This is a genomic window from Stackebrandtia nassauensis DSM 44728, assembly GCF_000024545.1.
Classification (GTDB): Bacteria; Actinomycetota; Actinomycetes; order Mycobacteriales; family Micromonosporaceae; genus Stackebrandtia; species Stackebrandtia nassauensis.
Genome location: NC_013947.1, coordinates 25,721 through 51,936 on the forward strand (window position 1 = coordinate 25,721; position 26,216 = coordinate 51,936).

The window sequence follows — 26,216 nt, forward strand, 5'->3', positions numbered from 1 at the left end:
ACAAGACGAACGAAACGGCGCCCGGGCCAGCTGGCCCGGGCGCCGTTGTCATGCGCGGTGAGAGTTACTTCTTCTTCGGCGCGGGAGCGTCGGCGCCCAGCGGCGTCGCGCCCGGCAGTCCGCCCTGCGTGAGGCCATCGACGACCGGCAGCTGACCGACCAGCGGCAGGTCCTCGGCGGGACGGGTCACGTCGCCGTGCAGACCGCCGACGGCGCCCTTGCCCAGCATCGTGGAGCCGACCAGGTCGGAGCCCATGCCGAACTTCTCCGCCTTGGCGGGCTTGGCCGCGGCGGCCGGAACCGTGTTCGGGTTCATCGCCGAGCCGACCATGTTGCCGACCACCGGCACCCCGTTGACCAGGTCCTGACCCGCAGAGCCGCCGGTGATCGGGTTGCCCCCGACCACGGGCAGTCCGCCGTGGGTCACGCCGCCGACCACCGGCACCCCGTCGCCGACGGGCAGGCCCTCGGTCTTGGGCGCCGCGGTGTCGGCCGCCTGGGTCCCGGTCTTGCCGAGCTTGCTGACGCTGCCGACGACCTTCTTGCCCGGCAGGTCCTTGGTGACGCCGCCGACCTGACCGGTCAGCTGCGTCGCGTCCGGAACCATGCCGACCGGGTTGTCGGTCGGCAGGCCACCGGCGGGCAGGCCATCGGTGGGTACGCCGCCCGCGAGACCGGTGACCGATCCCGGGTCGGCGACGGACGACAGCGAGCTGACGCTTCCCAGCGGGTCACCGATCTCGATGGGCTGGTTCGCCTGGGCGATTCCCGACGCGGCGAGAGCGATCCCGCACGCGATGCTCGCGGTTCCGACCGTACGTTGAAGCCATTTGTTCATGTTGCGAAGAACCCCTCATGGATTTCGATCACTGAAGCGCCACATCGGACTTCACCCCCGCCACCGTGCTCTTGAATGGACGGACGTGATTGAGTGGTCGCTGCGATCGCCCGTCTCCTCCAGGCGTACCGGCTGCCCCCGTGATGTCGCCGGGCCAACCGCCGCCGTGCCGAGAAGCCGGTGCGGTTCGTCAGACACTGGCTGTGTCTCAAACATGCACAACGAGTCACATTCGCAAAAGTCGCGCCCTCTATGACGGAATTTAGCCACCTGTAGGACTTCCATTACCGGTAGTAACGACGCTACGATCACGCTGTGTCCCCCGTATCACTGCGCCCCAATAGAAACCGATATCGCGATCACGTCATCGTGTGCGGCGACGACGGTATGGCCTTCCGGTTGGTTGAGGAGCTGGTCTTTCGGCACCGCGAGAACGTCACGGTGATCCTGCCGTCGCGGCGGCGAAACCACGGCCCGCAGATCTCCCGGGTGCCGACGGTACGGGTGGTGGAGAACGACCAACTGGACGCGGACGCCTTCTCCTCGGCGCGGATCACGCAGGCCAAGGCGCTGGCGCTGATGGCCCAGGACGACGTCGGCAACATCCACGCCGCGCTGCGGGCGCTGGAGATCACCGAGATCCGGGTGGTGGTGCGGTGTTTCAATACCAACCTGGGCAACCGGATCGAACCGCTGCTGGGTGACTGCACCCTGCTGTCGGACGCGTCCATGGCCTCGCCGTCCTTCGTGGCCGCGGCCCTGGGCGAGGTCGCGCCCAGGTATTCGCAGGTGCTGGGGCGGACCCTGTACGTTACGGCCTCGGCCAGCGACCGGGGTGACCGGCTGACCTGGCCGATCGCGGGCGGCCCGGACGAGGGGGTGCTGCTTCCCGGCGAGGAGGTGGAACCCTCGCTTTTCGTCACCGTCGCCACCCGAAGACCCCGGCGGGCCCTGGTCACGGCCTCCAAACACCGGGTGCGCAGTCTCGCCACCCGGCTGTGGGACGAACTGCGCGAAATCCTGGACCGCAAGCTGCGCTTCATCACGCTGTTCCTGGTGGCGGTGATCGTACTGGGAAGTTTCCTGATCTGGAACTCCCACAAGGGCGACGGCCAGTCCTTCGGCTGGCTGGAGTCGGCCTACGTCGTCATCCTGGCCGCCGCCGGGGGCATCGACCCGGTGACGGGGGCCGAGTTCGCCGAGAAGTTCGCCCACGTCCTGGTCGCGATATCCGGGGTGCTGCTGGTCCCGATCTTCACCGCGTCCATCGTGGAGAACATGGTCGGCCGCAGGCTGGCCGCCGAGGCGGGCCGGTTGCGCGGACCGATCAGCGACCACGTCATCGTGGTGGGACTGGGCAATGTCGGCACTCGCATCGCCGTCCAGCTGCGGAACCTGGGCGTGCCGGTGGTGGCCATCGAGCGCAACGCCCGCTGCCACGGTGTCGACGTGGCGCGCAGCCAGGACATCCCGGTCGTCTACGGTGACGCCAGCCAGCTGGAGACGCTGCACGCGGCGCAGGTGCGGACCTGCCGGTCGCTGGTCGCGGTCACCAGCAACGACATCGTGAACCTGGAGGCGGCGCTGCACGCGCGCAGCATCCGGCAGGACCTGCGCACCGTGCTGCGACTGTTCGAACAGGACCTGGCCGAGCGGGTGCAGAAGCACTTCGACATCTCGGCCTCGCTGAGCGTCGCCGGGGTGGCGGCGGCCGAGTTCGCCGCCGCCATGACCGACCGCAACGTCAAGGGCACCATCCCGGTGGGGCGGCACCTGGTGCTGATCGGCGAGTTCACCGTCGAGGACGGTTCGGAGCTGGCGGGCCAGCCGCTGTCCCAGATCGACGCGGACGAGAGCCTGCGGGTGCTCGCCATATCCAAGGTGGACGAAACCGACTGGGCGCCGGATCCGCAGCGGCTCATGGATCCCGGCGACACCGTGCTGGTCCTGGCCACCCGGCGCGGCCTGGCCGCCACCGTCCGGCGCGCCGCCCCCTCGACCGGACCGGAGGAGCCGAGGCTCGGCCAGCCGTCGCCATTTCGTCCCTGAATCGTTGAGTTACCTGGGGAGGTGCGCCCTCCCTACCCGAGGTTTGATTCTCAACTTTTCAGGAGGGGCTATATATGAGGCGAGTCGCCACCGTGGCGGCCCTGGGACTGCTGGCCGCGGCGGTGCCGTTGCTGTTGGGGCCCGGCGCGGGCGCGGAGCAACAGGACAAGGCTCCCAGTCCGTCCCGGGACGTCAACACCGTCGAGATCGCCGAGATCGAATCCGCCGACGTCGATATGTCCTATCTGGCCGGACGACGGAAGGTGCTGTCCTACCCGGGGGCGCGTTTCGTCAAGCTGCACTTCTCCCGGCTGGAGCTGGCGCCGAACGACTACATCACGATCTCCGATCCATACGGCGGACAGGAAACCCGTTACACCGGCCAGCCCGGAGCACTGTGGACGACGTCGGTGACCGGCGACTCCGCGGTCGTGCGGCTGCACTCCGAGGAGGGGCCGCTGTCGGACGCGATGACGAAGTTCGGCGCCGAGATCGACAAGGTCTCCAAGGGCCTGTCGCCCGACGAGGTCCGTAAGCGCGAGCGCGCCGAACGCCGCCCCGAGAGCGTGTGCGGCGACGACGACCAGCGCGACGCGGTCTGTTACGAGTCGACCGAGCCCGAGGTGTACGCCAACGCGGCACCGGTGGCGCGGCTGCTCATCGACGGTTCCACCATGTGCACGGCCTGGCGGGTCGGTTCCAAGAACCGGCTGTTGACCAACAACCACTGTTTCGAGACCTCCGAGCAGGCCCGCGACACCGAGGTGTGGTTCAACTACGCGTGCAGCGGCTGCGGCGGCCAGGCACTCAAGAAGGCGGTGAAGGTGCGCGGCGAGTCCGTCATCGAGACCAACGCCGAGTACGACTACACCCTGTTCACCGTGGACGACTTCGACGCGATCCGGCGGTTCGGCCAGCTCGAACTCGCCGACCGGGCGCCCCGCGAGGGCGAGAAGCTCTACATCCCGCAGCACCCCGGCGGCGAACCCGCGAAGGTGGCGTTGGAGTCCGACGCCGACTCCGGGGCCTGCGTCGTGGACAAGCCGAGCTTCGACGGCTACGTCGACGGCAGCGACGTCTCGTACTACTGCGACACCGAGTTCGGGTCCTCCGGCTCGCCGGTGTTGTCACGCGAGACCCACGAGGTGATCGGGCTGCACCACTTCGGTGGCTGCCCGAACTCGGGCGTGCGGTCCGACAAGATCCACGACCGCGTCAAGGGCGACATCTGAACGATGTGACCGGCAGGCGAAATCGGGCGTGACCACCGCGGTGGTCACGCCCGATTTCGTGGTTCTCGGATTACTTGGCGCCCTCGGCCTTGGTGGTGGCCTTCTTGGTGGTGGTCTTCTTCGCCGTCGACTTCTTGGCGGCGGGCTTGCGAGTGGCGGGCTTCGCCTCGGCCTTCTCGGTCGCCTCGGCCTTGGCCTGCTCGACCTTGGCCTCGGTGTCGGCCTTGGCGTCCTCCTTGGCCACGGTCGAGATCACCTTGATCGGGCCGCGCTCACCGGCGACGACGTGCTCGCCGCGCTCGACGAACTCCGAGTAGGTTTCGGCGGCCTTCTCGCGGGCCTCGCGGGCCTTCTCACCCAGTGTGGAGGCGGTCTCCAGCGCGACCTCGCGCAGCTTCTCCCGGTCCAGGTGCTTCAGCGTGTCGACGCCCTGCTTGACGTTCTCGGTGACGGTCTCGCGCAGCTTGGTGGCGCGCTCGTCCAGCTTGGTGCGGTCGCGCAGTTCCTCGGCCTTGGACGGCAGTTTCTTCAGCTGCTCCACCAGGGCCTCTCCGGCGCCGGCGGCGGCGTACACGGGCGAGGGAAGTTTCTTGGTCGGCATGTCTTGTGCTCCTGTCATTCGCTGGTGTCGTTTGTGGTCGGCGGTGCTGCCGGTGTCCGCCGAGTGCGGGTCCTGGCGCCGCGGCGCTGCGGTGCCGGTTTGACTTTTGGGGACGGTGACACGTCCACCGGTTCGTCTATACCCATCTCTTCGGGAATGCCATCAGCCGCCGCGGCGACCTCGTCGTCGGTGACGGCCGGTTCGGACGCCTCGTCGTCGAGGTCCAGCCCCGCGTCCCGGGCGTTCTCGCGGCGGAACGCCTCGTAGATCTCGGTCAGGGTCTGTTTCTGGCGGGCGGTCAGCAGCGGGTCACCGGCGATGGTCGCCAGCGTTCCCTGCCCGTCCTTGGTCTTCAGCAGACCCGCCCGCAGGTACATCAACGGTGTCGACACCTTCAGGGCGTTGGCGATCTGTTGCAGCACTTCGGCACTGGGCTTGCGCAGGCCCCGCTCGATCTGGCTGAGGTATGGGTTGCTCACCCCGGCCTGATCGGCGAGCTGGCGCAGCGAGACCTTGGCATTGCGCCGCAGGTCCCGGATGAATCCGCCTATGTCTCGTTCGGCCATGCCCGTTACCGTAACGCGACCTGCTAGCAGTTGCAAGCATTTCGCTAGCTATTGTTACCGATGTCGCAAACTCTCAGCTCTTCTCAGAAACGGCCTTCGCGACGTCGACGATCCCGGCTCCGGCCGCGTTCTCGCCGCAGTCATCCAATGAGGAACCGGCTTCGGCCTTGGTGACCTCGGCGGCCGTCCGATTGAGAATGTCCTTTGTGTTTTCGATGTCGCCGACCAGCTCCGGGTTCGCCGACCACAGCAGGGCCACCGCCCCGGCGACGTGCGGTCCGGCCATGGAGGTGCCGGTATTGGGACCGTAGCCACCGCCCGGCATCGCCGAGATGACGTCCACTCCGGGAGCCGAGATCTCCGGTTTGGCGACCTTCCTCCCATCCGCTGTGACCGGTCCCCTGCTGGAGAAGGAGGCGAGTTCGTCGTCGGAGTTGACGGCCCCGACGCTGTAGGCGTACCGGTAGTTGGCGGGCGGTGTCTTGGCTGAACCGCACGTCGGACCACTGTTACCCGCCGAAACGACGAAGAAAACCCCGGCCGCGTCGAAGGCCCGCACCGCGCCGCCCAGCACCGTCGCGTCACAGCCCTCGATGCCCGGGCAGCCCCAGGAGTTGTTGAGCACGTGCGGTGCCCGCGTTGGATCCCCGTCGGCGACCGGATCGCCGCCGTGCGGGTAGGGGGCGAGCATGAACTGCAGGCAGGACAGGTAGTCGGCGGGATTGGCGGCGTTGCGGGGCAGGTTCGTGCACCCGATCCACTCGGCGCCCGGCGCGACGCCGACCCCGTTGCCGCCCAGGGCCAGGCCCAGCGCATGGGTGCCGTGTCCGTTGGGGTCGTTGGGTTTCGCGGTGTCGTTGACCGGGTCGGCCCAGGAGTCGTCGCCGCCGCGGAACCGGTCGGCGAAGGCCGGGTGATCGCCGTCCACGCCGGAATCGGAGATGCCGATGGTGATGCCCTCGCCGTCGGCCTTGTCCCAGACCTTCGGCGCGCCGACCTTCTCGATGTTGGGCTGCGGGTCGGTCGAGTCGAGTTTCGTCCCGGTGTCGGGCCCGGCCGGGGTGCGCAGCGGCCGCAGCTGCGGGCTCAATAGCACCTTGGCGACGTCGTCGCGGGACTCCAGCCAGGACCGGGAGAACTGGTCGGTGTCGACCTCGATCGCGTTGACCAGATAGAAGGACTGGTATTCCAGCCCCCGGTCGTCCAGTTCGGCGCGCAGCGACTTCTGGGACGACTTGGCGGTGTCGATCAGGCGCTTGTGGACCTCGGTGAGCCGCTGCTCGCGGTCACCGTCGACACCGGACAGATCGGCCTGCTTCTCCATGACGACGAACAGCTTCTCGCCGTGCAGACCCGGCTGCGACACCCCGTTGGCGGCCACGCATGCCGCCGCGACCACGACGGCCAGTGCGGCGGCCGCCGACGGGTAGGCCACGATCCGGCGTTGCGCCACCCCGTAGACCAGCCCGACGATCCAGGCGGTGACGACGGCGGTGGCCAGCGCGATCCCGGCCCACTGCCCGATCTCGGGGTTGAGCAACGCCAGGACGAACTCGTCGCCGTCGGCGAAGGCCAGCGGGCCGAACACCGCCGGGGCGACCGCGGCGGCGACCACCCGGCCGCAGCGACGCGGGCGCGACATGACCGCCGCGATGGCGAAACCCATGGCGGCCAGGGTGATCATGATCGGAATCTGAAGACCGGCCGCGCCGACACCACTGCTCAGCAGCAGCAACGCGACCCCGGCCGCCGAGCCGCCGCCCCAGATCCGCGCCGCGGCAGAGACCCCGGTGCGGCTCGACCCGGTCTCGGCGTCGGTGGGGGAGGGCGCGAACGTCGACCAGTACCGGTCGCCCACAACGAAAGCCGCCACGGCCGCGAAGGCCAACGCGACGGCCGCCGCCAGCAGCGTCTCCCACAATCCGCCCAACGCCCCGAACCAGGCCCACGGCAGGATGGTCAGTCCGCCGAGGCTCAACGCCAGCCAGAACGCACCCGGAGCGGGCGGCGCGACGTCGGCCTCGTTGTCTCCGGCGTGGTTGTGGTCGTCGGCCGGGCTCTCCCGCCGGTCACCCCACCGGGCGACCAGCCACAAAGCACCGGCCACGATGGAGAACGCCACCGCCTGCACCAGCAGCTGCCACTCCCCCGCGGCCACCGGCACCACGCGGGTGGCGCCGAGGACGGCCATGGCGGCGCAGCCGCCCAGCCACGCCCAGCCCACCGCCGCGACCCGGGGCAGACGGCGCAGGAACGGCAACGGCGCGCAGAACAGCGCGGCCACCACCGCCGTGATCAGCGTCAACATCGGCCAGCTGCCCCGCGAGATCGTCTCGTCCATGTACAGCTTCAACTGATCGGCGACCCAGCCCCCGGTCAGGGCGACCAGCGCGATCCCCACGACGGCGACACCGGCGATGATCACATAGGCCAGGGCCAGTCCGCGCCATCGCGGCGGGGAATCCGCAGGTGAGGCCGGAGGTGGGACCGGCGGGAAGGCCGTCGGTTCGGCCGCGGATCCGGTGTTGAGAGCATCCTCATTCACATCAGCAGCCTACGGGCAGCTCAGGGGGACTACCGTTAGACACATGCGAGCCGATCGAACCCAGTCCCGGTATCAGGCCGGAGCCCTTTCGCCGCAGCGTCGCGCCGCCGACCTGGAGCGTATGCGCACCGAGCACTTCGACGTGCTGATCATCGGCGGGGGCGTCACCGGAACCGGAGCCGCGCTGGACGCCGCCAGCCGGGGCCTGAAAGTGGCCCTTGTGGAGGCCCGCGACTACTCCTCGGGCACCTCCAGCCGGTCGAGCAAGCTCATCCACGGCGGACTGCGCTACCTGGAGCAGTTCGAGTTCGGACTCGTCCACGAGGCCCTTACCGAACGCGGGCTGCTGTGCCACCGGATCGCGCCACACCTGGTGCACCCCTTGGCATTCCTGGCCCCACTGTCGGGCCGGGTCTGGCAGCGCGCCTACTACGGCGCCGGGCTGGCGCTGTACGACACCCTGGCCACGGCGCTGGGCGGCAGCAGCGGCAGGCTCCCGCTGCACCGGCACCTGTCCAAGCGCCGCACCCGGCGACTGTTCCCGGGCCTGTCCAGCCAGAAGGTGCTCGGCTCCATCAAGTACTTCGACGCCCAGACCGACGACGCCCGCTTCGTCACCACGATGGCCCGCACCGCCGCGTCCTACGGCGCCGCGATGGCGACCTCGGCGCGGGTGGTCGGCTTCCAGCGCGACGCCCGCCAGGTCACCGGCGCCCGGGTGGCCGACATGGAGACCGGCGACGAGTTCGACGTCTCGGCCACCACGATCATCGCGGCCACCGGCGTGTGGAGCAACGACCTGTCCGGCATGCTCGGCAGCCAGGTGGGACTGCGGGTCCGCGCCAGCAAGGGCATCCACCTGGTCGTCAAACGCAGCGCCATCAACGGCGACTCGGCGATCATCCTGCGCACCTCGTCCAGCGTCCTGTTCATCCTGCCGTGGGGCGGCCATTGGGTCATCGGCACCACCGACACCGACTGGTCACTGGACCGCGACCACCCGGCGGCCTCGGCCATCGACGTGGCCTACCTCCTGGAACTGGCCAACGGCATCCTGGAACGTCCACTGTCCATAGACGACGTCGAGGGCGTCTACGCGGGGCTGCGGCCGCTGCTGTCCGGAGAGGACGAGGACACCTCCTCGCTGTCGCGCGAGCACGCCGTCGTCGAACCCATGCTCGGCCTGCTGCTGGTGGCGGGCGGCAAGTTCACCACCTACCGGATCATGGCCAAGGACGCGGTCGACCGGGCGGCCCGCCGCCTGCACGGCGTCCCCGCCTCCCGCACCGCCGACATCCCGCTCTTGGGAGCCGACGGCTACCGACAGGCCTGGGCCGGTCGCGAACGCCTCGCCTCCCGCACCGGGGTGCACCCGGGCATCGTCGAACACCTGCTGCGCCGCTACGGAACCCTGGCCCAGGAGGTACTGGCGCTGATCGCCGAGAACCCCAAGTTCGGCGAACCACTGGCGGGCGCGCCCGAATACCTGGCCGCCGAGGTCGTCTACGCGGTCCGCAACGAGGGCGCCCTGCACACCGACGACGTCCTGACCCGCCGCACCCGGGTCTCCATCGAGACCAGCCACCGGGGCGAGAAGTCGGTGGAACACGTCGTGGCGCTGATGGGCGACGAACTCGGCTGGGACAAGGCCACCCGCGACAACGAGATCTCCCACTACCTGTCCCGGGTCGCGGCCGAACGCGACTCGCAGCGGCAACCCGACGACGCCACCGCCGACGCGGCCCGACTGGGAGCCGAGGACGTCCGGGTCGGCCTGAACACCCCGGTGTAGCCGCCGATTGCCGCGAAACCGAAATGAACCGCCCGCGACCCGTCGACTAAACTCGCCGAGGGCCGCGTCAGCGGTCCGTGCCCCCTTAGCTCAGGGGATAGAGCATCGGTTTCCTAAACCGAGTGTCGCAAGTTCGAATCTTGCAGGGGGCGCCACGAGTCATTACTGGTCACCCCATAGAAATAGCCTCTGAAGTGCGGTAACACTTCAGAGGCTTGTCCATAATGAATCGAACGTATGTACGGCTGATGCCGATTGTGTACGGCGGTATCCGGGAGTGCGCCCCCTATTCGCCCCCGCGGGTGGGCGTAGTGGACGCTGTGGCGGCGAGAACCCGCTCCAGGTCGATGCCTGGAGCCGGGAAGACGACGGTGACCGGCCTCGCCTCGCAACGTCTGCCGCGCGCCGCTCGGCTGCTCGGCGACGTCATCACGCGGCTGATCGTCAGCGGACGCGTTGGCTTCAACGAGGAACCTGCTGAGGAAGCCACCCGGCAGGTTGAGCTGGGCAACCGTAACCTCTGCGCGCTCGCCGCGAACTTCGCCGACACCGGCTTCACTTCGTTTATCGACACAGTCATCCCGACCCGCGAGCAGCTCAACTTGTTCGTCGAGCTCCTTGCCCCCAGACCGATACTGCTGGTCGTGCTGGCGCCCGGAATCGCCGCCTGTCAGTACCGCAACACGATCCGCGACCCCGAAGATCGCTTTGACTTCGACGGGTATGACGAACTCGACGCGCAGATGCGCCGCGAGCTCGGCGGCCTTGGCTGGTGGTTCGACACCAGTGCCCTCAACCCTGAGACAACCGCGACACGGATCCTCAGCGAGGCCAGCAAACGAGCGCAGCTGACGGCCCAAGCGTGAAACAGCCCAGGACCCAGATCATCGCTTTTGCGATGCCCGCCAAAAACAATCGTTCACGAGACATCACCAGTGACGAGAATGTTTTGAAGCAACGCCGCGCAGCCGAACATCGACGAAACACCAACCGCTTCCACCAAGGTCCTCAACATCAAGACGGAGAGGTCGTCTTCTTCCGCTCTCACACCAAAGCCGTCGCCGATCAAGGCTGGACACTCCAAGCCCCAACCCCGACTCGCCGCTCCAAAACCGAAAGATAAACACGAACAAAACCCCGCCAATGCGTTCGCAACAACCTTACGAAGTCCAGCTCTACGCCACACCACACGCAGACTTAACCCGAACTGGACAAGAAGGTCTGGGCGGGCACATCTGCTGGTGATCGTGTGTCGGTAAACAAGAAGTGTTCAATACTGGCACCGATGGGGTCGAATCCCAACGAGATCTTGTGACCATCACTGGTCGGCGCGGGGACTCTGCAAGGCTATTCGGCGAGTTCGTCTTTTGTGATTTGGTGGAATCCTGTCGAGTCTGAATTGGGATCGAGGTGCCATCCGTTGGGCCAGACATGCTCGACGCTGTCATCGCGTGTAGCTGCGGCTCCGGTGAAGTTGGGAGGCTGAGTGAAGATGGTGTCGTGGAAGCGCGCTACCGCGGTGAATAGTGCGTTGTCGAACCAAGCGGCATCGAACTCTGTCATGGTGAACGAGGTTGTATCACCACGGAAGGCGGCATCCCGGAAGTCGGTGATGCCACCTAGTTCGGCGGCGGCGAAATCGGCATTGTTTAGGCGGCACCCTCGCAGGTTCAGGTCATTGAGAGCGGCTTGCCGTAGATTGAGCTGGTCGTGGTCCCAGTATTCGTATGGGCCATCAGGTTTGAGGTGACGTTCCAAGATGTGTTGAGCGGTGCGTCGTGCTTCGCGTTCCTGAGTAACCCCCCACAGTTCCTTGATGTCGTAGTTCTCGGTGTCGTGGGGCTCGTAGAACGGCATCCGCAGATAGGTGCAGATCTCTTCGAGCACAATCTCTTGTAGACCGGAGTTTCCCTGAGCGAGTGCTTCCAAGTTGTGGAGACCACCGATGCGCACGATCGGTTTATCGGATCCGAGTTGCTCGATAGCTTGAATACGTAGCTCTGTGGTACGCCGGTTTACGGCGTCTCGCTCCGTGTGGCGTTGTCGCCGGAACGCTAGCCACAACGCAAATGCCCCGCCGAGCCCTGCGGTGACTGTCAAGGACCGGGTCACGATGTCAATCCACAGTTGGGCTGTCTCAGTGTTACCGCTGGCAAGTGCGATGGTCGACAAGGTGGTAGCAACCACTGTGGTGAGGAGGACGCCGACTGCAGCGGCCCACCAAAAGGCACGGGGCTTGAGTTCATTCACGGAAGTCTTCCTTCAGGAGCTTTGGGATGTTGTCGACGTAGCGATGGAGTGAGGTTTTTGGAGGCCCGATCGACGTACCCGATCTCGAACCCAGTCACCGGAGGGTCATCCACACCTCCGGCGATCACACGCAACACTGGTCCCACAACAGAACTAACGCCGCAAAGCCCGCAATATTACTGCGAATTCCGCAGCACCTCCGCAAAGTAAATGTGTATCCGCAATCTAAGCCCGAACTAGACAAGAAAGCGCCAACTTCGCTGCGAACGGACAACTGTCCACAGTTTCGGTGGTTCGGCGTCAATTCTGAGGCTCAAATTCGGGAAGACCCTACCTAGACCATAGGCGGAAGGGTCAAGCCACTAGAGGCGATCTCAGCCGGTTTAGGTGCTTGACCTGCGGCTTTATGGCCGGGATCGCAAGGCGGCGACACAGATCTGCTGGAGGCAGACTGACGCAATAGTCCGAGGGCAAAAGAAAGCCCGACCCACGAAGGGGTCGGGTGGTATGTGCTTCAAATATAGCACCGATGTCCTAATGCGCCTCAGCTCGCCTGAGATAAGACCCTATCGACTAGGGATGTCGCGCAGCTTAGACGTGGTTCAGAGCGCAAGTCTCGACATCGAATGCGGTGGCGGAGTTGATGCTCTGTTCGATGAGGCTCTTCCAGACTGGTTTGTCCCACACGGCCCAGCGTCCAAGGGTGAGGATCACCACGGTCGACGCGCCGTCGCGTTTGACTCGGTGCGCAAGTGATTGCACGGTGCTCCCGGACACCCAGGTGTCATCAATGACCAACACCTTCGAACCTGTGAGGTCGTTTTCGAATGGGCGGAACGCGTCAAGCTGGAAGCGTCGATTCTTCGCAGAGTAGGCCGGGTTGATGGTGGGGACCAGCTGCCTGATGGTCGAGATTCCGGCGATCTCTTGGAGTGGGTGGTTTTCTCGGCCATCCGAGCTGGGGACGGTCATGTACCAGTCTGGTGGCCCCCCAAGACTGTTCCCGATACAACGGGCGTGCGCGTATATGAAGACCTGAAACAGGTCACTGAGGCGTCGTTGGAGTTCGGGAGAGCTGGAGACCTCATTCTTGTAGTTCCACAGGGTCCAAGAATGCTGGCTTAGGTCAGGGTGGCCTTTAAAGGCGTATGAGATCGAGACGACGGCGTCTGCGAGGTGAGAGGCGCCGGCGAGCTCGCGGTGCCTAGCACAGGGTGAGCACAGATCTTCACCTTGGCTTTTTGGCCCGCGGCAGACAGCGCAGACATTAGGCCCCGGCGGCAAGGGGCCGCGCAGGTAGTGGAGTTGGCGCGACAGACGCTGGCGGGCAGTCTCGAGCGAATTGCTGGGCATCAGGCAAAGATCGGGGAAGCGCTCGGCAGATGTTCGGTCGCGAGTGGTGGGACTGTGAGCAATTCGTTAATCACGTCTTGCAGATCAGTGAGATTGGTGGCCACCTGGACGTTGGGGCGTGTGGCGGCGTCCTTGGCCCAAGACACACTCAGCACGTTGTCGAGGAGGATGACCGGACGGCCATGTTCTAGGGCACGCTGCACCTGGGTGCGGGTACCGCTGCGTTCGTTGGCCTCGACGACGATGGTCGCGGCCGCGTAGCCGCTCATGATCGCGTTGCGTTCCAGGAATTGCCACTTGGCTGGCCGAACGTGGGGCAGGTACTCGGAGAGGATGAGGCCCGTCTGGGTAATCTCGGCCTGTAGTCCGAGGTTGGATCGGGGGTAGCACTGGTCAACCCCATTAGCTATGACAGCGACCGTTCGAGCGCCGAGGTCGAGCGCAGTCTGATGTGCGGCAGTATCGACGCCTTCAGCCAGTCCTGAGACGACGGTGATGCCATTGTGTGCGAGCATCTGGGCGATGTGCCGCGTTCGCTGAATGCCCTCGTCGGACGCTCGGCGAGTGCCAACCACCGCCACAGCGCGAGCATCGTCGGCGAGCGATCCGCGGGTGAAGACGACTAGCGGCATCTCTCGGATATCACGCAGCTGCTGTGGATAATCCGGGTCGAAGCAGGTGTGCACCCCGATTCCGGCATCTTCCCAGGCCACGATCTGCTGTTCGGCATATTCCAGGAGTTCGCTCAGACTGGATTCGTGGAAAAGCCCCTCGGTCTCACGCAGATGTTGTTCAAGGATCTCAATGCCGGCGGCCGGGTCGTCTCGTTCAAGGATCGCGTTGACGACCTCGCGTCGCTTGATGCCACGTCGCCCCAACAGCGCGACGACGGCGCTCCGTGCTGATGTTGAGGCCGGTTGCATGGATACATCCTAGGAGATATTGAGGGCGGGGCGGTAGCTGTTGTGATAAGGCATAGGGCCGCAGCTTTTTAGATCGTATGTTCGGCTTGCTGGATCGTCAATGATCACTACGGTCAAGATCGTTCGGCGTCTAGACGGATATGACACCATCTGGCCCGACGGAACCCACGCGCCCCCTATTCACCCCCAAACGGTATTGCTTACTGGCGAACATGCAGGTAAATGCGCAATTTTCTGTCGGTTTCCTAAACCGAGTGTCGCAAGTTCGAATCTTGCAGGGGGCGCCACACTGTCGCCGTCCGAACCCGGCTAGTCGCAGGTCCACAGCGCGGGTTCGTCGGCGGAGACGCCCGCGAAGGTCGAACCGTCGGTCGAGGCCGAGTTGATCTGGTCGTCCGTCACGGGGGCCTCGCCGGAACCATCGTCGAGCCCAGGCTGTTCGTTGAAGGCGCCGTCGTACACCGCCAGCGACGATCCGTTGGTTCCGTACACCCGGCCCTTGGCGTCGATGTCGTTGGCCTCGGTGAGTTTCACCTTCTCGGGTTCGCCCTTGTCCTTGAGGTTGTACCGATAGTGGGTGTAGTTTCCGTTGTCCTGGGTGGTCAACAGCACCCAGTCACCCGCGATGGCGACGGCGGCGCTGTAATCGTCCTTTGTGCCCACATCCGGCAGCTGGGTGGCCTTGCCGTCCTTGTCCCACATCCATGCCTTGCCGGCGTAGTCCTTCTTCTCCGGGAGCGAGCCCACGATGACGCCGGATTCGGAAACGTCCGAGGCCTCACCCTCGTGGTGCCCGCCGTTGTCCAGTTTCGTCGGCGTTGACCGCCCCGGTTTCCACATCACCGGACCCGAGCGGCTCTCCAAATCCTGGAAAGTGCCGACGACGGTGCCGTCCTCGCCGATCGCGCTGGGGCGACTGGATGCGGCACCCGCTGGCATGTCGAGGGTCTGGACTTTCCCGCCCTGGTACCGCCAGTAAGTGGACCGGTCCTCGCCATCGCCGGTCGTGCTGCTCTCGCCGATGACCGTCCCCGAACTGTTGACCCCGTACACGTTCACGTTGCCGAGCCGGGGAACGCCGTCCACCTCGGTGTACTCGCCGTCGTGCCACAATCCGAACGAGTCGGACTTCTCCTCCTCGAAGTACGCGATCCCGATCGCGGCGTAGGCACCGTCGGGGCTGACATGGGTCTCGGTCGCGAAGTCCTTGCCTTCGAGGGTGGTCAGCGCCTTCACCTCACAGGCTTTCGGCTCCTTCGACGGACCGTCCGCTTCGGAGTCGGGCGCGGACGCCTTGACGGTCTTGGGAAGGCGGGACCCGTCGCAGATCCACAGGACTTCCTTGTCGTCCCAGGTGCGTCCGGCGATGCGACCACCGTCGCCGGACACGGCCAGGATCTCGTTGAACAACTCGTCCGGATCGTCCTCGGCGGGCTCCGGCGGGGCGGTCAGGCCCGGCAGTTTGGTGACCTTCTCGTCGTACACCGCTGGATCGCCCTTCTTGGAACCGTATGCCCGGCCGTATTCGTCCAGAAAGGCCAGACGCACCTTGAGCTTCTGCGGCCTGTCGGGATCGTCGAGGTGCGCGCGATACTGGCTGGCACCGGCGGTGAACAGCACCCAGTCGCCGGTGACGGACACGGCCTCGGAGTCCCCCGCGACATCGACCCCGGGCAGGCCGGGGATCGTCTTGATGCCGAAGATCTTGCGCCCCTTACCGTCCGCGTCCCACCGCCACGCGTCGGTGGCGGTATCGCCGTCGCCGACGTGGCCGACGATGGTGCCGTTCTCGGTGATGTCGACGGCCGTCCCGCGGTCATGGCCGTCGAGGTCCAGCTCGGTGGCCTTGACAGAACCAGGGCTCCACTTCACCGGTCGCGGAGCGGTTTCGTCGCTCGTGCTGCCGACGACGGTGCCGTCGGCTCCGATCGCCTCGGGTATCACCTCCGAGGAGCCGTCCGGTGCCTTGAGGTACTGGAACTCGCCGTCGATGTGACGCCAGATGACCGAGTCGACGGTGGAATACCCCAGCACGTCGCCGGAATCGTTGATGTCGAGCAGTTCGGAGTACCTGTCGGCGGCCACCGTTGTCTCGAAGTACTCGCCGTCGTGCCACACACCGAAGGTGGTGTCGGAGTCCATGTCCGTGGGGATCCCGACGATGTACTTTCCGTTGGGGCTCATGCCCGTGATCCGCATCGGCGCGTCGAACGCGTTGTACTCGCAGTCCTCGGGTTCGCCGCGTCCGCTGAGATCGATGCCGCCGGTGACGATCGCGTACGCCGCCGTCGCGAGTCCCGCGACGACGGCGATGACCACGCTCAACGCCCACCATCGGCGGGGCGGGCGGGTCATCGGCGTCCACCAGTGCCGCGGTGCCGCTGTGGGCTGATCGTTCATCAGTACTCCCAGGGGTCTTGAACGCGCGCCGATGCCGGTGCGGCGCGCATACAAGTGCACACGCGGTATGTACCTCGCGGGTTTCGGCGCCGGCGGAACTCGTTGTGGCGTTTTTCCGCCACAAGACCGGGTACCGGACGGCGATCGCCGCCGTGATTCAGGCCGATCCGGTGCCGCGACCGAGACTGTGCGGTGTGACGATCGGCCCGGGGTCGAAGACGGGTTCGTCGCGCTTGTCCCGGAATCCGCGAATCACCGGACGCACCACAGTGGCCTCAGCGCACCAGTCTGGGTCGGCCGCCGGGGCGGGCTTCGGTTCGATCCGCTCCGCGGGCGATGGCGTCAGGGCCCGGGAACCGCGAATCACCGCGCGGTTGAGATTCTCGTTGCCGCCGTGGATGTTGCGGGGTGTACGGCTGAACTCCGGCGACTCCACCCGCAACCGTTCGGTACCGGCGCGAATGACCTTGCCTTCAGCCTTCACCGGCCGGTCAGAAGCGACCCGGGTCCCGGGCTGAGGGGGCCGACCGTGTCGCGAAGGGACGATCGGCCGCGAGCCGGGTTTCGGCGCGCCACGTCCACCGGCCCCCGCCGGAGTGCCTCTGCCGACGGTGTTCGCCGCGCCGTTGATCACCGGACGTACCACCGGCCGCGTCGTCCCGCTCGCCACCGGCCCGGGGCGCTGCCCGATCACCGGCCGCACCACCCCGTTGGGGTTGGGCCGCAACGGCGGTGTACCGGTCGCCCCGAACGGCCGCGCCGAACGCGCCCCGATGACCGGCGGCGTCACACGGACGGACGGCACGTAATACCCCGACGGGCCGAACGGCCCCGGCGTCGAAGCGGAGGGCGGAACCGTCGGTCCCGTGACCGGCGGCAACACCGGACCGGCGACCGGACCCGTCTGCAACAACGGCGGTCCACCCACCCCACTCGACGACGCCGGGGCCGACGCCGAGGCGGCTGGCAGGGGCGCCTCGGCTCCGGGAAGGCTGGCAAGCGTCGGCCCCGGCGAGCTGGTCGCCGAACCCCCGTCCCCCGAACCCCCGCCGCTCCCACCCCGGGAACGGCGCGGCCCGTCATACGGTCGTGGCGGCGCGAGCGATTCGACATGCCGCAAATACGCTTCGGCACTGGACTGCATCGCCGAGCGACCATCCGCGTCATAACGATCGTTGATCGCCTGAATCAGCCGACCCTGATCCAGCCCCCACACCCCCACCGCGTCGGCGAACTCCTCCCGCAACCGCGAGTTCTCCGGGTCGGCCCGGGCGACGGACAGCCACTTCTCCCGCTCTTCCCGCAATTCGGTGATCCGCAAATGGTTGCGCCGCACCAGATCAGCCACAGCACTGAACGCCTTGTGCTGCGGCTCAAGCTGTTCCCGTCCCGACTCCGAGACCTCGGTGAGCCTCACGACCCGATCGATGGCGGCCCGCGCCGCCTCCCCCTCGAAACCGGTCACGGCTCCCGACACCAACCCCGCGAGACTCCCCGAGCTCGCGGCCCGATCCCCATCGACCATCAGCGCCTTCGACACCTGCTCCAGATCCTCCTGACCGATGTACCGATGCGCCTCGGCGAGCCGGTCCACAGCGCAGGCAACAGCCTCGGCCAGCACCCGAGCCCCATCGGCCTGTTCGTCGATCTCGACCGCACTGTCGTTGTCGGCCGAGGCGATCTGGTGGATCTGGTCGAGGTTCAGCCCCTCATAACTGGTCCCCACGGGAGCGTCCCTCCATCGAGTTGTTGATACGGGCCAGATCGGACGCGGCGATACTGTCCCGGGCGCCCATATCGTCGAGCACACTCCGAACGATCCGCGCGAGCGCCCGCGAGCCCTCTTCCAGGCTGCGAACGAATTCGAGCGTCTCGGCGATCCGGTCGGCCATGAGTTCACCGGCGACCCGTCCGGGGTGCGCGAAGTCCACCGAACCAACGGTCACCTTCACCCCGTTGCGATAGGCGGCCTCACCCCCGCCACCACTGCGGGCGTAGCGCGGCGTGGTGCCGTCCTGGATGTCGGCCATCTCCTCGGCGGTTTGGTCCATGAGGGAGATGAACTCGCGCAGGGCTCGTTTGTCGAGTCTGATCTCGCTGGTCACTGCGATGTTCCTTCAGGAGAGTGTGATGTCACCGGGTTGTTGACCCCGCGACCTCGCTGCGTACTCGACGCGTACGGGCAGGGGACAGATAGCCGAGTTCAGGTGGGCGAAGCAGGTAGTCCTCGTTGTCGGGCTGGTTCACGCGATGCGAAAGAACATCCATCATGGACGCACGGAGTTTGGCGCGATCTTCGTTCAAACCCTCCTTGGCCTTCCGCAATGCCTCCTCCATCGAATCGATGATCTGCGGAGGCTCGGTGCCACCCATGTTCTCGACCTGCTTGCTGATGACACCGCCCATGCCCTTGATGGCTCCGGCCGCCGCCGCAACCGCGACCCCGCCCGCGGGAGCGGTGAGCACCGCGCCCACGATCTCCGCGAAACCCTTGATGAATTCACCGAACGCCTGTCGGCGTTCCTTCGCGGCCTCCTTGGCGCGTTGTTTCAAGGCCGCGATCGTGGCTTCGGCGATGTCCAACGCGTGTTCCTGGGCTGCGTCAGTCAGTTTGCCCCGCACTTCGGGGAAGCCCTTGATCACTTCGGCAATGGCCCGTTGGTTGTCCATGGCGTGTGCGAGCTTGCCCAGGTAGGTGGCGAAGGCGGTGGAGGCCGCGGCTTTCCAGCCGGACATCTTGTTGGTCTGAATGCGATGCACGGGATGACCGGGATGGTTCTCCGAGTTGAGATCCATGGAATCGAAAACCGTTCGCATCGACTGCGCGGCCTCATTCGCGCCTTCGGGTCCAGGTTCCCCCAGTCCCATGAACCAGCTCCGCCAGACGGGGCGTTGCAGTTCAAGCATCTGCAGCAACGCTTGATCCATGGCATCGGAGTCGGCCTGTACTGAACGCGTGGTCGGGCCGGGCCCCTTTCCACCCGCCTGTGCATGCGCCGCTATGCCTTTGATCGATATCTGCGCATAGCGGCTGAGATACGCGTCCACAATCTCGTCGAGTTTCGCGTCTATCTGGGCGGCGAAATCAGAAGCCATCGCTTAATCTCCCATCCGTCTGTGGGAGTCCGCTGGCAGCGCGGTTGGTGTCGTCGGCGTTGGTTTCGTCCGTGTCGAGATAGTCTGCCGCGACCCGGTGCAGGGCCTTGGTCGTCACCTGGAGCCGGTCCCTGGTGTCGGACAGGTGGTTGGCCAGACCCCCCACCAACTCGCCCCAGATTTCCGCCATGTCTGAGAAGCCACCGCCGAAGGCGGCTTCCGCGCTCCCCTGACATGTCCGCAGTGCCTCAGCGGTCGCGCCCGCTTTGCGGGACATCTGTGCCACGTCGTCATCGGCGATGGAGCGGATATAGTCCGGGTACGCGTCGATGACCTCATCCACTATTTTCGTCATGGTCAACCTCCTTGTTCGGGTAAGTGGACGGTCGCTCAGGCGCGCGCCGTCTTGTCCAGGTAAGCCGTCCGGTGTGCTCTCCGCACCTCCTGGGTGCGAAGACGGGAGGCCCGGCTCAGTCCGTCGCTGATCTCGGCCGCGACCGTCGCGAGTCCGAAGTTGTCCAGGCTTCGCGGCTTGACAGCGATGTCGACACCCGTGTTTCCTCGCAACGTGACGTTCACCAGCCCCCGCCCGGATTCGGCGCTGACGTCGATTTCTTCGGTCAACTCGTTGAACTCGCGGGCTCGGTCGGCTACTTCGTCCCAGTCCACCGCGATGGATTCCGGTGCTTGCCAGGTGTCCAAGATCTGCTTGGACGCTTGGTGGGTCGCGCGAAGCGCTCCCCTCACCGCTGTGGACACCTGCCGCGCCAGCAAACTGTCCGTATGGGACTGTGCGCGTTTCGGATCGATCTCCACGCGCATTCCAGTCTTCGGTGACACTGTCACCCGGACGCTCTGGTCGGCGGATCTGGCAGTGACGTTCAGGCGGTCAAGTTTCGACAACAACGACATGAGTCCTCCGAAAGCCTTCTACGAGTGGCGATTCGCGAACCCCGAAGGTTCAGCCTCACTCGTGTTCTCGGAAGATTCTTGCCGCCCAACCCACCCCGTGACCGGAATCCGGACACTCCCGGCCGGGGTTGTGTTCAGAGCGTGGTGCGGCGCTTCAGTATGCGGGACAACAGGAACAGCGCGACGATCTCGACGGCGATCGTCGCGGCGCCGGTGAGCTGGCCCGGGAGCGGTTGGCCGGGCATCATGAACGCCGTGTGGGCGACCAGGGCGCCTCCGGCCAGCCAGAGGCGGTGGGTGTCGCTCCAGGTCGGGGCGGCGGTCCAGCGGCGGATCAGCCAGGTGGTGGCGATCGCGATGAGGGCGGAACCGATGAGCGGCAGCCATAGGGGGATCGTGTCGCCGAAGACCGGGCCGCCGGGGGCCAGACCGAAGGGCATCAGCAGACCCAGGAAGCCGATGGTCGCCGCCGCCGCGAGTACTCCGACCGGTACCGGGGCGATCGGGAGGGGTTTTGCCGAAGGGGTTCGGCCAGGGAGGAGTTTCAGTGCGATGAAGGCGAGGGTCGCGATGGTGAGGGTGAAACCGATGAGGGCCGATGTGGGGGTTTGGTAGCCCGGGTCCTGGGCTGCGGCGATGGTGAACCGGAGTAGGGCGACGCCGAGGATCGCGGTGACGGCGGTGGTGATGAGGCCGCCGGTGCGGAGGTAGGGGCGGTTCTTGTGGTGTGGGAACAGCAGGTCCATCAGCATCAGGGGGAGCAGGACGCTGAAGACGACGTGGATGCCGATCTGGGATTCCCAGTACGTGAGGTTGAGGCCGAGTACTCGTAGGCTCCAGTCGGAGACGTCGTACATGTTCGGGCTGGTCAGAGCTTGTAGGCCCAGACCGTCCTCGGCGAGTTCGTAGGCGAGGCCGAGGACGACGAGGCTGGGCCAGCCGCCGCCGACCCGGACGGTGGCCTCGCGGATCAGCAGGACGCCCGCGCCGTAGATGGGGATCAATAGGGGGAGGGCCAGCCAGGTCAGGGGGACGGCGACCGCCGTGAAGGTCAGTTCCGCGCAGATCGGGACCAGGATGATGAGGGTCCAGGCGGCTTTCAGTCTTCCCCGTGCCGGTGTTGGCTCGTCCATGAGGGACTCTCCCTTTTGGTTGGTGGTGGCGTCAGGACGGCTCCGTTCGCGTCGCCGCGTCGAAGATGGTTCGCAGTTCGGTGGCGTAGGGTTCGACGTCGCCGCCCGCGGCGATGTGGGCCAGGGCGGCGTCCAGGGCGCCTCGGATGGTGCGGGACATGACCGTGACGTCGAACTGGCGGAACTGGCCCCGTTGTTGTCCTTCGTGGAGTATGCGGCCCAGGTCGAGCATTTCCTGGGAGTGGCGTTGGTGTCGGGCGCGTTCCACTCCCGCGTCGCCGGTCGAGGCCCCGAAGATCGCCGCCAGGGCCGCCATGTGGACCGGGTGGGCGGCGTAGAGCTCGACGCTGCCGCCGATGAACAGCAGCAGGGATTCGCGGGGGGAGGTGGCTGCTCGCATGCGGGGCAGCAGGAATTCGGCGCCCAGGTCGTAGACCCGGGCGATGACCTGTTCGACGAGGTCGGCCCGGTCGCGGAAGTGGTAGGTGAGGACGCCCCGGCTGACTCCGGCCCGCTGGGCGATGCGCACCGTGGATGCCTGGGCAAGGCCGACTTCGGCGATCAGTTCGATGGCGCACTCGACCAGCTGGCCGCGGCGGGCCAGTTGGATGAAGGACGTGGCGTCGTCTTTTGGCATGACGGTATGAAATTTAGCATACCTGTTTAGACACTGGGAGTTCGGCGGGCGCCGTGGCTGGCCAGGGCCCAGCTCACCGTCCACACGGCGCCCACCGTGAGGCTGATCCACGCGGCGGCTCCGGACGCGGGTTCGCCGAGCGCTGGGGCGAGTCCGGTGGCTCGCAGCGTGAAACCGACGACCCCGGCGCCGACCATCGCGACGCCGAGCCAGTTCGCGCCGAGCAGGAGGCGGCGGGTGAGGGTGTGTTTCGGGGGACGGAACAGGGCCGCCGTCAGCAGGACCAGGACGAAGCCGAGGGCGGCGTTGCCGAGCTGGGCGGCGGCCACGTTGGGTATGTCCTCGTAGGACGACGGAGGTGCCGGGAATCCCGGCATCCCGATCCGCTCGCGCAGGGCCAGGTCGATCTTGCTGATCGTGTAGGCCAGCGCCCCGCCGCAGGCGAGCGTGATGGTCAGGGTCCCAGATCGCATGGGGGTAAGCATGGCGCCGCGCCCGGGGTGTCGGACTCACCCGGGCGCGGCGGTTGTCTCCCCCGGTTGGGGGATTCGCGTCAGACGAACTCGCCTTCGGTGGGTGGGACTCCGGGGGCGTTGGGGTGGAACTCTGACCCGCCGTAGGGCTTGTACGGCGTGACGGTCGGTGGGTTGCCGGGGTCGCCGAGGTTGGTGCTCGGGGCCTCGCCGTGCGCTATCCAGTCGTCGCCGGAGAGGTGGCGCCACTCCTTGAACTGAGCCGGTGGGCCGCCGCGTCCGGCGCCGATCTCGTGGTCGGTGGGCAGTTCCAGCAGTGGGCCGAAGTTGCCCTCGTTGTCGGCGCGGTCCTGGACGAGCGTTGTGGTGGGACCGTTGTTGGAGTCGTGGTACGCCTCGAAGGCCGGGTAGTCGCCGATGGCGCCGTCGACGCGGGGTGGCTGTCCCGGGGAGACCGTGATGTCGCCCTTGACGGTGTGTCCGGTCTGGTCACTGCCGGGTGGCGCGAACGGGTTGGACGCGTCGTACTGGATCCGCACCGCGCCGTTGGTGGACTCCTGTACCTGCACCGACGGGGTGGCGACGCGGACTTCGCCGCTGGTGTCGACCGACGGGTTCTGGCGCGCCAGAACGGTTCCGGTCTCGTAGTCGACGTACAACGTCACCCGGGCGTCCTCCGGGTTGAAGTTCGGGTCCATGCCCCGGTTGTCACCGAGGTCGTAGTTGGGGAGGTTGAACACCTCTTTGCTGGGGATGTACAGACCGATGCGCACCAGGCCCTCGCCCGGTCGCGGCGTGATGCGGCCGACGGCCACGACCGCGTCCTTGCCGCCGTTCTTGTCGAGCCGGGACGTGGGGTCCAGTGCGGCGGCCAGTTTCCAGTCGGTCTCGGTCACCGGAGGACGGCCGAGGGTCTTCTCGAAGGCGGCCGACTGGGCCGCGGCGATCGCCGGGTCGGCGGGGCCGGGGAAGTCGACGGCGTCGGCGTCCTTGGCGGCCTCGCCGTTGAAGTCGAGCTCCTTGGGGGAGTCGAGGTTGACGGCGGCCCGCAGTTTGTCCGAAGACTGTGCGTCAACATAGGACACCCAGGCCAGGATCTTCTTGATGTTGCCGTTGTGGGTGTCGGCGGCCTTCTGGGCTTCGAGGAGTTCCAGGACCGATGGGGCGCCGGTCTGGCGGGTGATCGCCTCGACGTCGGGTTTCACGTGCCCGGTGTCCGAGATGGTCAGTCGCGGGTCGTTGTTCACCGCGGTGACGGTCTGGTCGAGCGAGTTCTTCTGGGCCACGAACTGACCCTTGGACCAGTCGAGCAGGCCCTTGACCGTGTTCACTTCGGACGCGGCGTCCTTGAGCTCGGCGCTGAGGGTGGTGGTACGGCCGACGGCGGCGAAACCGCTGAGGCCCTCCCAGGTCCCGCCCGAGATCTTGGTGCCGACGTTGGTGGCGGTGGTCTGCAGCGATGTCAGTTTCGTCGACACGTTCTGCCAGGTGTCGACCTGGTCCTGAATAGTGTCCAGTTTGGCCGTGCGTAGTTGTTGGAAGGTCACCATCGTCGTGTCTTAGTTTCCGTTCGGCGGGTTGGGGGTGAACAGCCGGAACGGCAGTGGCACCGGGATGTCGGTCTCGTCCTTGCCGACCTTGGGGAGCGTGAAGGCGATCTCCTTGTCGGTGGCGGTGATGGTGGCCGCGGTGGCGCGCACGGCGGAACCGAAGTACTTCCACTGCCGTCCGCTGTTGTCGGCCTTCTTCTTCCAGTGCTGGTTCACATCACCGATGGCCGCCTGCATCAGGAACCCGTCCAGGGTGGGTTTGGCCTGCCCGGTCACGGTGGTGCCGGTGCCGACGATGCCGTCCTTGACGTCGTCGCAGGAACCCGCGATCGTCTCCATCTCGGGTTTGCTTATCTGAACCGTCATGCTTCCGCTTTCTCGGTGGCCACCAGCTCGTCGTAGAGCCGGGCGGCCTCGGTTGATCGATGGTCGTACATAGATATGAGCGCCGAGTCGATCTCGGCGCCCAGTTCGGACTCGCGCAGTTCCAGCGCTTCGGGGCGGAACGCGACGCGCAGCTTGCCGTCGGTCATGCCCACCTTGGCCACACCCCGGCGGCCGACGCCGGTCACCTCCAGGCGCTCCAGGGCGTCCACGAACGGACGCAGCCGGCGACCGGCGGGGGTCTGCCACGCCTGGTCGAGCGCGTCCGGCTCCAGTTCGCGCAGCAGCACCTGGTCCCCGGCACGCCGCCAGGCGGCCAGGACGCCGGACACGGCGGCGCGCACCTCGCGCGCCAGTGACCTGGTGTCATGGCGGGCGAGGCATCCCAGTTCCAGGGACACGGTGATGCCGCCCTCGGCGGTCATCCTCGCGGTCACCGTCTTATCGGGAGACAGTGTTCGGGCACGTACTTGCCTCATGTGGTCGATCGCTAAAAACATGAAGTCATGATGCCACGATTCATCTACTTCGCTAGGTGCCCGATGGACAGCGCATTGTGGTCGATGGGGCGATAGTTCGACCTCATCGGCATGAATACCGGGTATTCAGCGAACTTCTCGTGGCCGGAAGGTGTCAGCGGCCCGGCCGGTCACGTCGAGATCGAAGGCGTACACCTTGCCCGCCGCGTCGTCGCGGAGGTCGTAGGCGGCGGTGGTGACGAACAGCCGGTTCATCGCCGGGCCGCCGAAGCAGCAGCTGGTGGGGCGGGAGGTCGGCAGCGACAGGGTCCGGTCGAGGCTGCCGTCGGGACGGTAGCGGCGCACCTGCGAGCCGTCCCAGACCGCGACCCACACGCAGCCCTCGTCGTCGACGGTCAGACCGTCGGGGGTGAGGCCGGATTCCAGGCGCGCGAACGGGTCCGGCGCGCCGAGGTAGCCGGTGGCCGGGTCGACGGGGTAGACGTCGACGGAGCCGTGGGCGCTGTTGGACAGGTACATCAGGGTGCCGTCGGCGCTGAAGGCCGGGCCGTTGGGGATGGTCAGGTCGGACAGCGCGGTCACCACGGTGCCGTCGGGGTCGACGCGGTACAGGGCACCGGCGCCGGGGGTGTTGTCGTAGGACAGGGTCCCGGCCCAGAACCGGCCGCCGGGGTCGGCGACGGCGTCGTTGACGCGCATCGCCTCGGGGGTGCCGAACTCGGCGAGCCACTCGGTGCCGGACTCGGTGAGCAGGGCGATGCCGTGACCGACGGCGGCGATCCAGGTGCCGGGACGGTCGGCGACGGGCGCGACCGCGCCCAGCGGGAGCCCCGCGTCGACGAGGACCTCGGGTTCGCCGGTGTGGGGGCGAGAACCGTCGACTGTGAACAGAAAGCCGCCGAGGATGTCGACGTGGATCAGGCGGCCGTCGACCCAGCGGGCACCCTCGCCGAGTTCGCAGGCATAATCGGTCCATAGTGCTGGTTGGTCTGCCACGGTGGGA

Annotated in this window: 25 protein-coding genes and 2 tRNA genes; 6 read left to right on the top strand and 21 right to left on the bottom strand. The window is 66.6% G+C overall.

The window, feature by feature from the left end:
• Positions 1-64: 64 nt before the first annotated feature.
• The gene (locus SNAS_RS00115; protein WP_013015314.1) at positions 65-838 is read right to left on the bottom strand and encodes a hypothetical protein; all 774 of its coding nucleotides are present in this window, start codon (positions 836-838) and stop codon (positions 65-67) included.
• Positions 839-1,153: 315 nt separating this feature from the next.
• On the opposite strand from SNAS_RS00115, the gene SNAS_RS00120 reads away from it, so the two are divergent.
• Positions 1,154-2,887 carry an NAD-binding protein gene (locus SNAS_RS00120; RefSeq protein WP_144300348.1) on the top strand — a complete coding sequence of 578 codons (1,734 nt, stop codon included), beginning with the start codon at positions 1,154-1,156 and terminating at the stop codon, positions 2,885-2,887.
• A gap of 74 nt (positions 2,888-2,961) precedes the next feature.
• The gene (locus SNAS_RS00125) at positions 2,962-4,119 is read left to right on the top strand and encodes a trypsin-like serine peptidase (RefSeq protein ID WP_013015316.1); all 1,158 of its coding nucleotides are present in this window, start codon (positions 2,962-2,964) and stop codon (positions 4,117-4,119) included.
• A gap of 70 nt (positions 4,120-4,189) precedes the next feature.
• Here SNAS_RS00125 and SNAS_RS00130 read toward each other — a convergent pair whose 3' ends face one another.
• The 3 genes from SNAS_RS00130 to SNAS_RS00140 all read right to left on the bottom strand — a co-directional run bounded on the left by SNAS_RS00130 (position 4,190) and on the right by SNAS_RS00140 (position 7,831).
• Positions 4,190-4,720, bottom strand: coding sequence for a hypothetical protein (locus SNAS_RS00130; RefSeq protein ID WP_013015317.1), 531 nt, complete (start codon positions 4,718-4,720; stop codon positions 4,190-4,192).
• 14 nt (positions 4,721-4,734) lie between these two features.
• Positions 4,735-5,286: a helix-turn-helix domain-containing protein gene (locus tag SNAS_RS32140; RefSeq protein WP_013015318.1), complete on the bottom strand. Its 552-nt coding sequence runs from the start codon at positions 5,284-5,286 to the stop codon at positions 4,735-4,737.
• A 73-nt stretch (positions 5,287-5,359) separates the two neighbouring features.
• On the bottom strand, positions 5,360-7,831 hold the full coding sequence (locus SNAS_RS00140) for a S8 family serine peptidase (RefSeq protein ID WP_013015319.1): 2,472 nt from the start codon (positions 7,829-7,831) through the stop codon (positions 5,360-5,362).
• 43 nt (positions 7,832-7,874) lie between these two features.
• Here SNAS_RS00140 and SNAS_RS00145 point away from each other — a divergent pair, with 43 nt between their 5' ends.
• The 3 genes from SNAS_RS00145 (at position 7,875) to SNAS_RS00155 (ending at position 10,489) form a co-directional block, all read left to right on the top strand.
• Positions 7,875-9,623: a glycerol-3-phosphate dehydrogenase/oxidase gene (locus SNAS_RS00145; RefSeq protein ID WP_013015320.1), complete on the top strand. Its 1,749-nt coding sequence runs from the start codon at positions 7,875-7,877 to the stop codon at positions 9,621-9,623.
• 79 nt (positions 9,624-9,702) lie between these two features.
• Positions 9,703-9,778, top strand: a tRNA-Arg gene (locus SNAS_RS00150).
• A gap of 216 nt (positions 9,779-9,994) precedes the next feature.
• On the top strand, positions 9,995-10,489 hold the full coding sequence (locus SNAS_RS00155) for a phosphotransferase (protein WP_211207297.1): 495 nt from the start codon (positions 9,995-9,997) through the stop codon (positions 10,487-10,489).
• 53 nt (positions 10,490-10,542) lie between these two features.
• Here SNAS_RS00155 and SNAS_RS35540 read toward each other — a convergent pair whose 3' ends face one another.
• The 4 genes from SNAS_RS35540 to dprA form a co-directional block, all read right to left on the bottom strand.
• Positions 10,543-10,692, bottom strand: coding sequence for a hypothetical protein (locus SNAS_RS35540; protein ID WP_169313832.1), 150 nt, complete (start codon positions 10,690-10,692; stop codon positions 10,543-10,545).
• 278 nt (positions 10,693-10,970) lie between these two features.
• A complete protein-coding gene (locus tag SNAS_RS00160) occupies positions 10,971-11,873 on the bottom strand; it encodes a pentapeptide repeat-containing protein (protein ID WP_013015322.1) in 903 nt (300 codons plus the stop codon).
• Between the two features lie 591 nt (positions 11,874-12,464).
• Positions 12,465-12,845 (bottom strand): phosphoribosyltransferase, encoded by a 381-nt coding sequence (locus SNAS_RS32145; protein WP_013015323.1) that lies wholly within the window; start codon positions 12,843-12,845, stop codon positions 12,465-12,467.
• A gap of 380 nt (positions 12,846-13,225) precedes the next feature.
• Positions 13,226-14,149: a DNA-processing protein DprA gene (dprA, locus tag SNAS_RS00170; RefSeq protein ID WP_013015324.1), complete on the bottom strand. Its 924-nt coding sequence runs from the start codon at positions 14,147-14,149 to the stop codon at positions 13,226-13,228.
• Between the two features lie 195 nt (positions 14,150-14,344).
• Between dprA and SNAS_RS35535 the strand changes: the two genes are divergently transcribed.
• Positions 14,345-14,436, top strand: a tRNA-OTHER gene (locus SNAS_RS35535).
• A 22-nt stretch (positions 14,437-14,458) separates the two neighbouring features.
• Here the strand turns inward: SNAS_RS35535 and SNAS_RS00175 are convergent.
• The 13 genes from SNAS_RS00175 to SNAS_RS00235 all read right to left on the bottom strand — a co-directional run bounded on the left by SNAS_RS00175 (position 14,459) and on the right by SNAS_RS00235 (position 26,209).
• Positions 14,459-16,549 (bottom strand): hypothetical protein, encoded by a 2,091-nt coding sequence (locus SNAS_RS00175; RefSeq protein ID WP_144300349.1) that lies wholly within the window; start codon positions 16,547-16,549, stop codon positions 14,459-14,461.
• 157 nt (positions 16,550-16,706) lie between these two features.
• Complete coding sequence (locus SNAS_RS00180) at positions 16,707-18,275, bottom strand: hypothetical protein (protein WP_013015326.1); 1,569 nt, start codon at positions 18,273-18,275, stop codon at positions 16,707-16,709.
• Positions 18,259-18,654 carry a hypothetical protein gene (locus SNAS_RS00185; RefSeq protein ID WP_013015327.1) on the bottom strand — a complete coding sequence of 132 codons (396 nt, stop codon included), beginning with the start codon at positions 18,652-18,654 and terminating at the stop codon, positions 18,259-18,261. Before SNAS_RS00185 ends, SNAS_RS00180 begins: the two co-directional genes overlap by 17 nt.
• Positions 18,655-18,682: 28 nt before the next feature.
• A complete protein-coding gene (locus SNAS_RS00190) occupies positions 18,683-19,645 on the bottom strand; it encodes a hypothetical protein (protein WP_013015328.1) in 963 nt (320 codons plus the stop codon).
• Entirely contained in the window at positions 19,635-20,000 is a 366-nt protein-coding gene (locus SNAS_RS00195) for a hypothetical protein (RefSeq protein ID WP_013015329.1), read from the bottom strand. The genes SNAS_RS00190 and SNAS_RS00195 overlap by 11 nt, the downstream gene beginning before the upstream one ends.
• 35 nt (positions 20,001-20,035) lie before the next feature.
• On the bottom strand, positions 20,036-20,461 hold the full coding sequence (locus SNAS_RS00200) for a hypothetical protein (RefSeq protein ID WP_144300350.1): 426 nt from the start codon (positions 20,459-20,461) through the stop codon (positions 20,036-20,038).
• A gap of 230 nt (positions 20,462-20,691) precedes the next feature.
• The gene (locus tag SNAS_RS00205) at positions 20,692-21,690 is read right to left on the bottom strand and encodes a hypothetical protein (protein ID WP_013015331.1); all 999 of its coding nucleotides are present in this window, start codon (positions 21,688-21,690) and stop codon (positions 20,692-20,694) included.
• A 31-nt stretch (positions 21,691-21,721) separates the two neighbouring features.
• Complete coding sequence (locus tag SNAS_RS00210; protein WP_013015332.1) at positions 21,722-22,327, bottom strand: TetR/AcrR family transcriptional regulator; 606 nt, start codon at positions 22,325-22,327, stop codon at positions 21,722-21,724.
• 26 nt (positions 22,328-22,353) lie between these two features.
• Positions 22,354-22,800 (bottom strand): hypothetical protein, encoded by a 447-nt coding sequence (locus tag SNAS_RS00215; protein ID WP_144300351.1) that lies wholly within the window; start codon positions 22,798-22,800, stop codon positions 22,354-22,356.
• Positions 22,801-22,880: 80 nt separating this feature from the next.
• Complete coding sequence (locus SNAS_RS32155; RefSeq protein ID WP_013015334.1) at positions 22,881-24,350, bottom strand: hypothetical protein; 1,470 nt, start codon at positions 24,348-24,350, stop codon at positions 22,881-22,883.
• A 9-nt stretch (positions 24,351-24,359) separates the two neighbouring features.
• A complete protein-coding gene (locus SNAS_RS00225) occupies positions 24,360-24,716 on the bottom strand; it encodes a hypothetical protein (RefSeq protein ID WP_013015335.1) in 357 nt (118 codons plus the stop codon).
• A complete protein-coding gene (locus SNAS_RS00230; protein ID WP_144300352.1) occupies positions 24,713-25,213 on the bottom strand; it encodes a hypothetical protein in 501 nt (166 codons plus the stop codon). Before SNAS_RS00230 ends, SNAS_RS00225 begins: the two co-directional genes overlap by 4 nt.
• A 126-nt stretch (positions 25,214-25,339) precedes the next feature.
• On the bottom strand, positions 25,340-26,209 hold the full coding sequence (locus SNAS_RS00235; protein WP_052304856.1) for an SMP-30/gluconolactonase/LRE family protein: 870 nt from the start codon (positions 26,207-26,209) through the stop codon (positions 25,340-25,342).
• Positions 26,210-26,216: the final 7 nt, after the last annotated feature.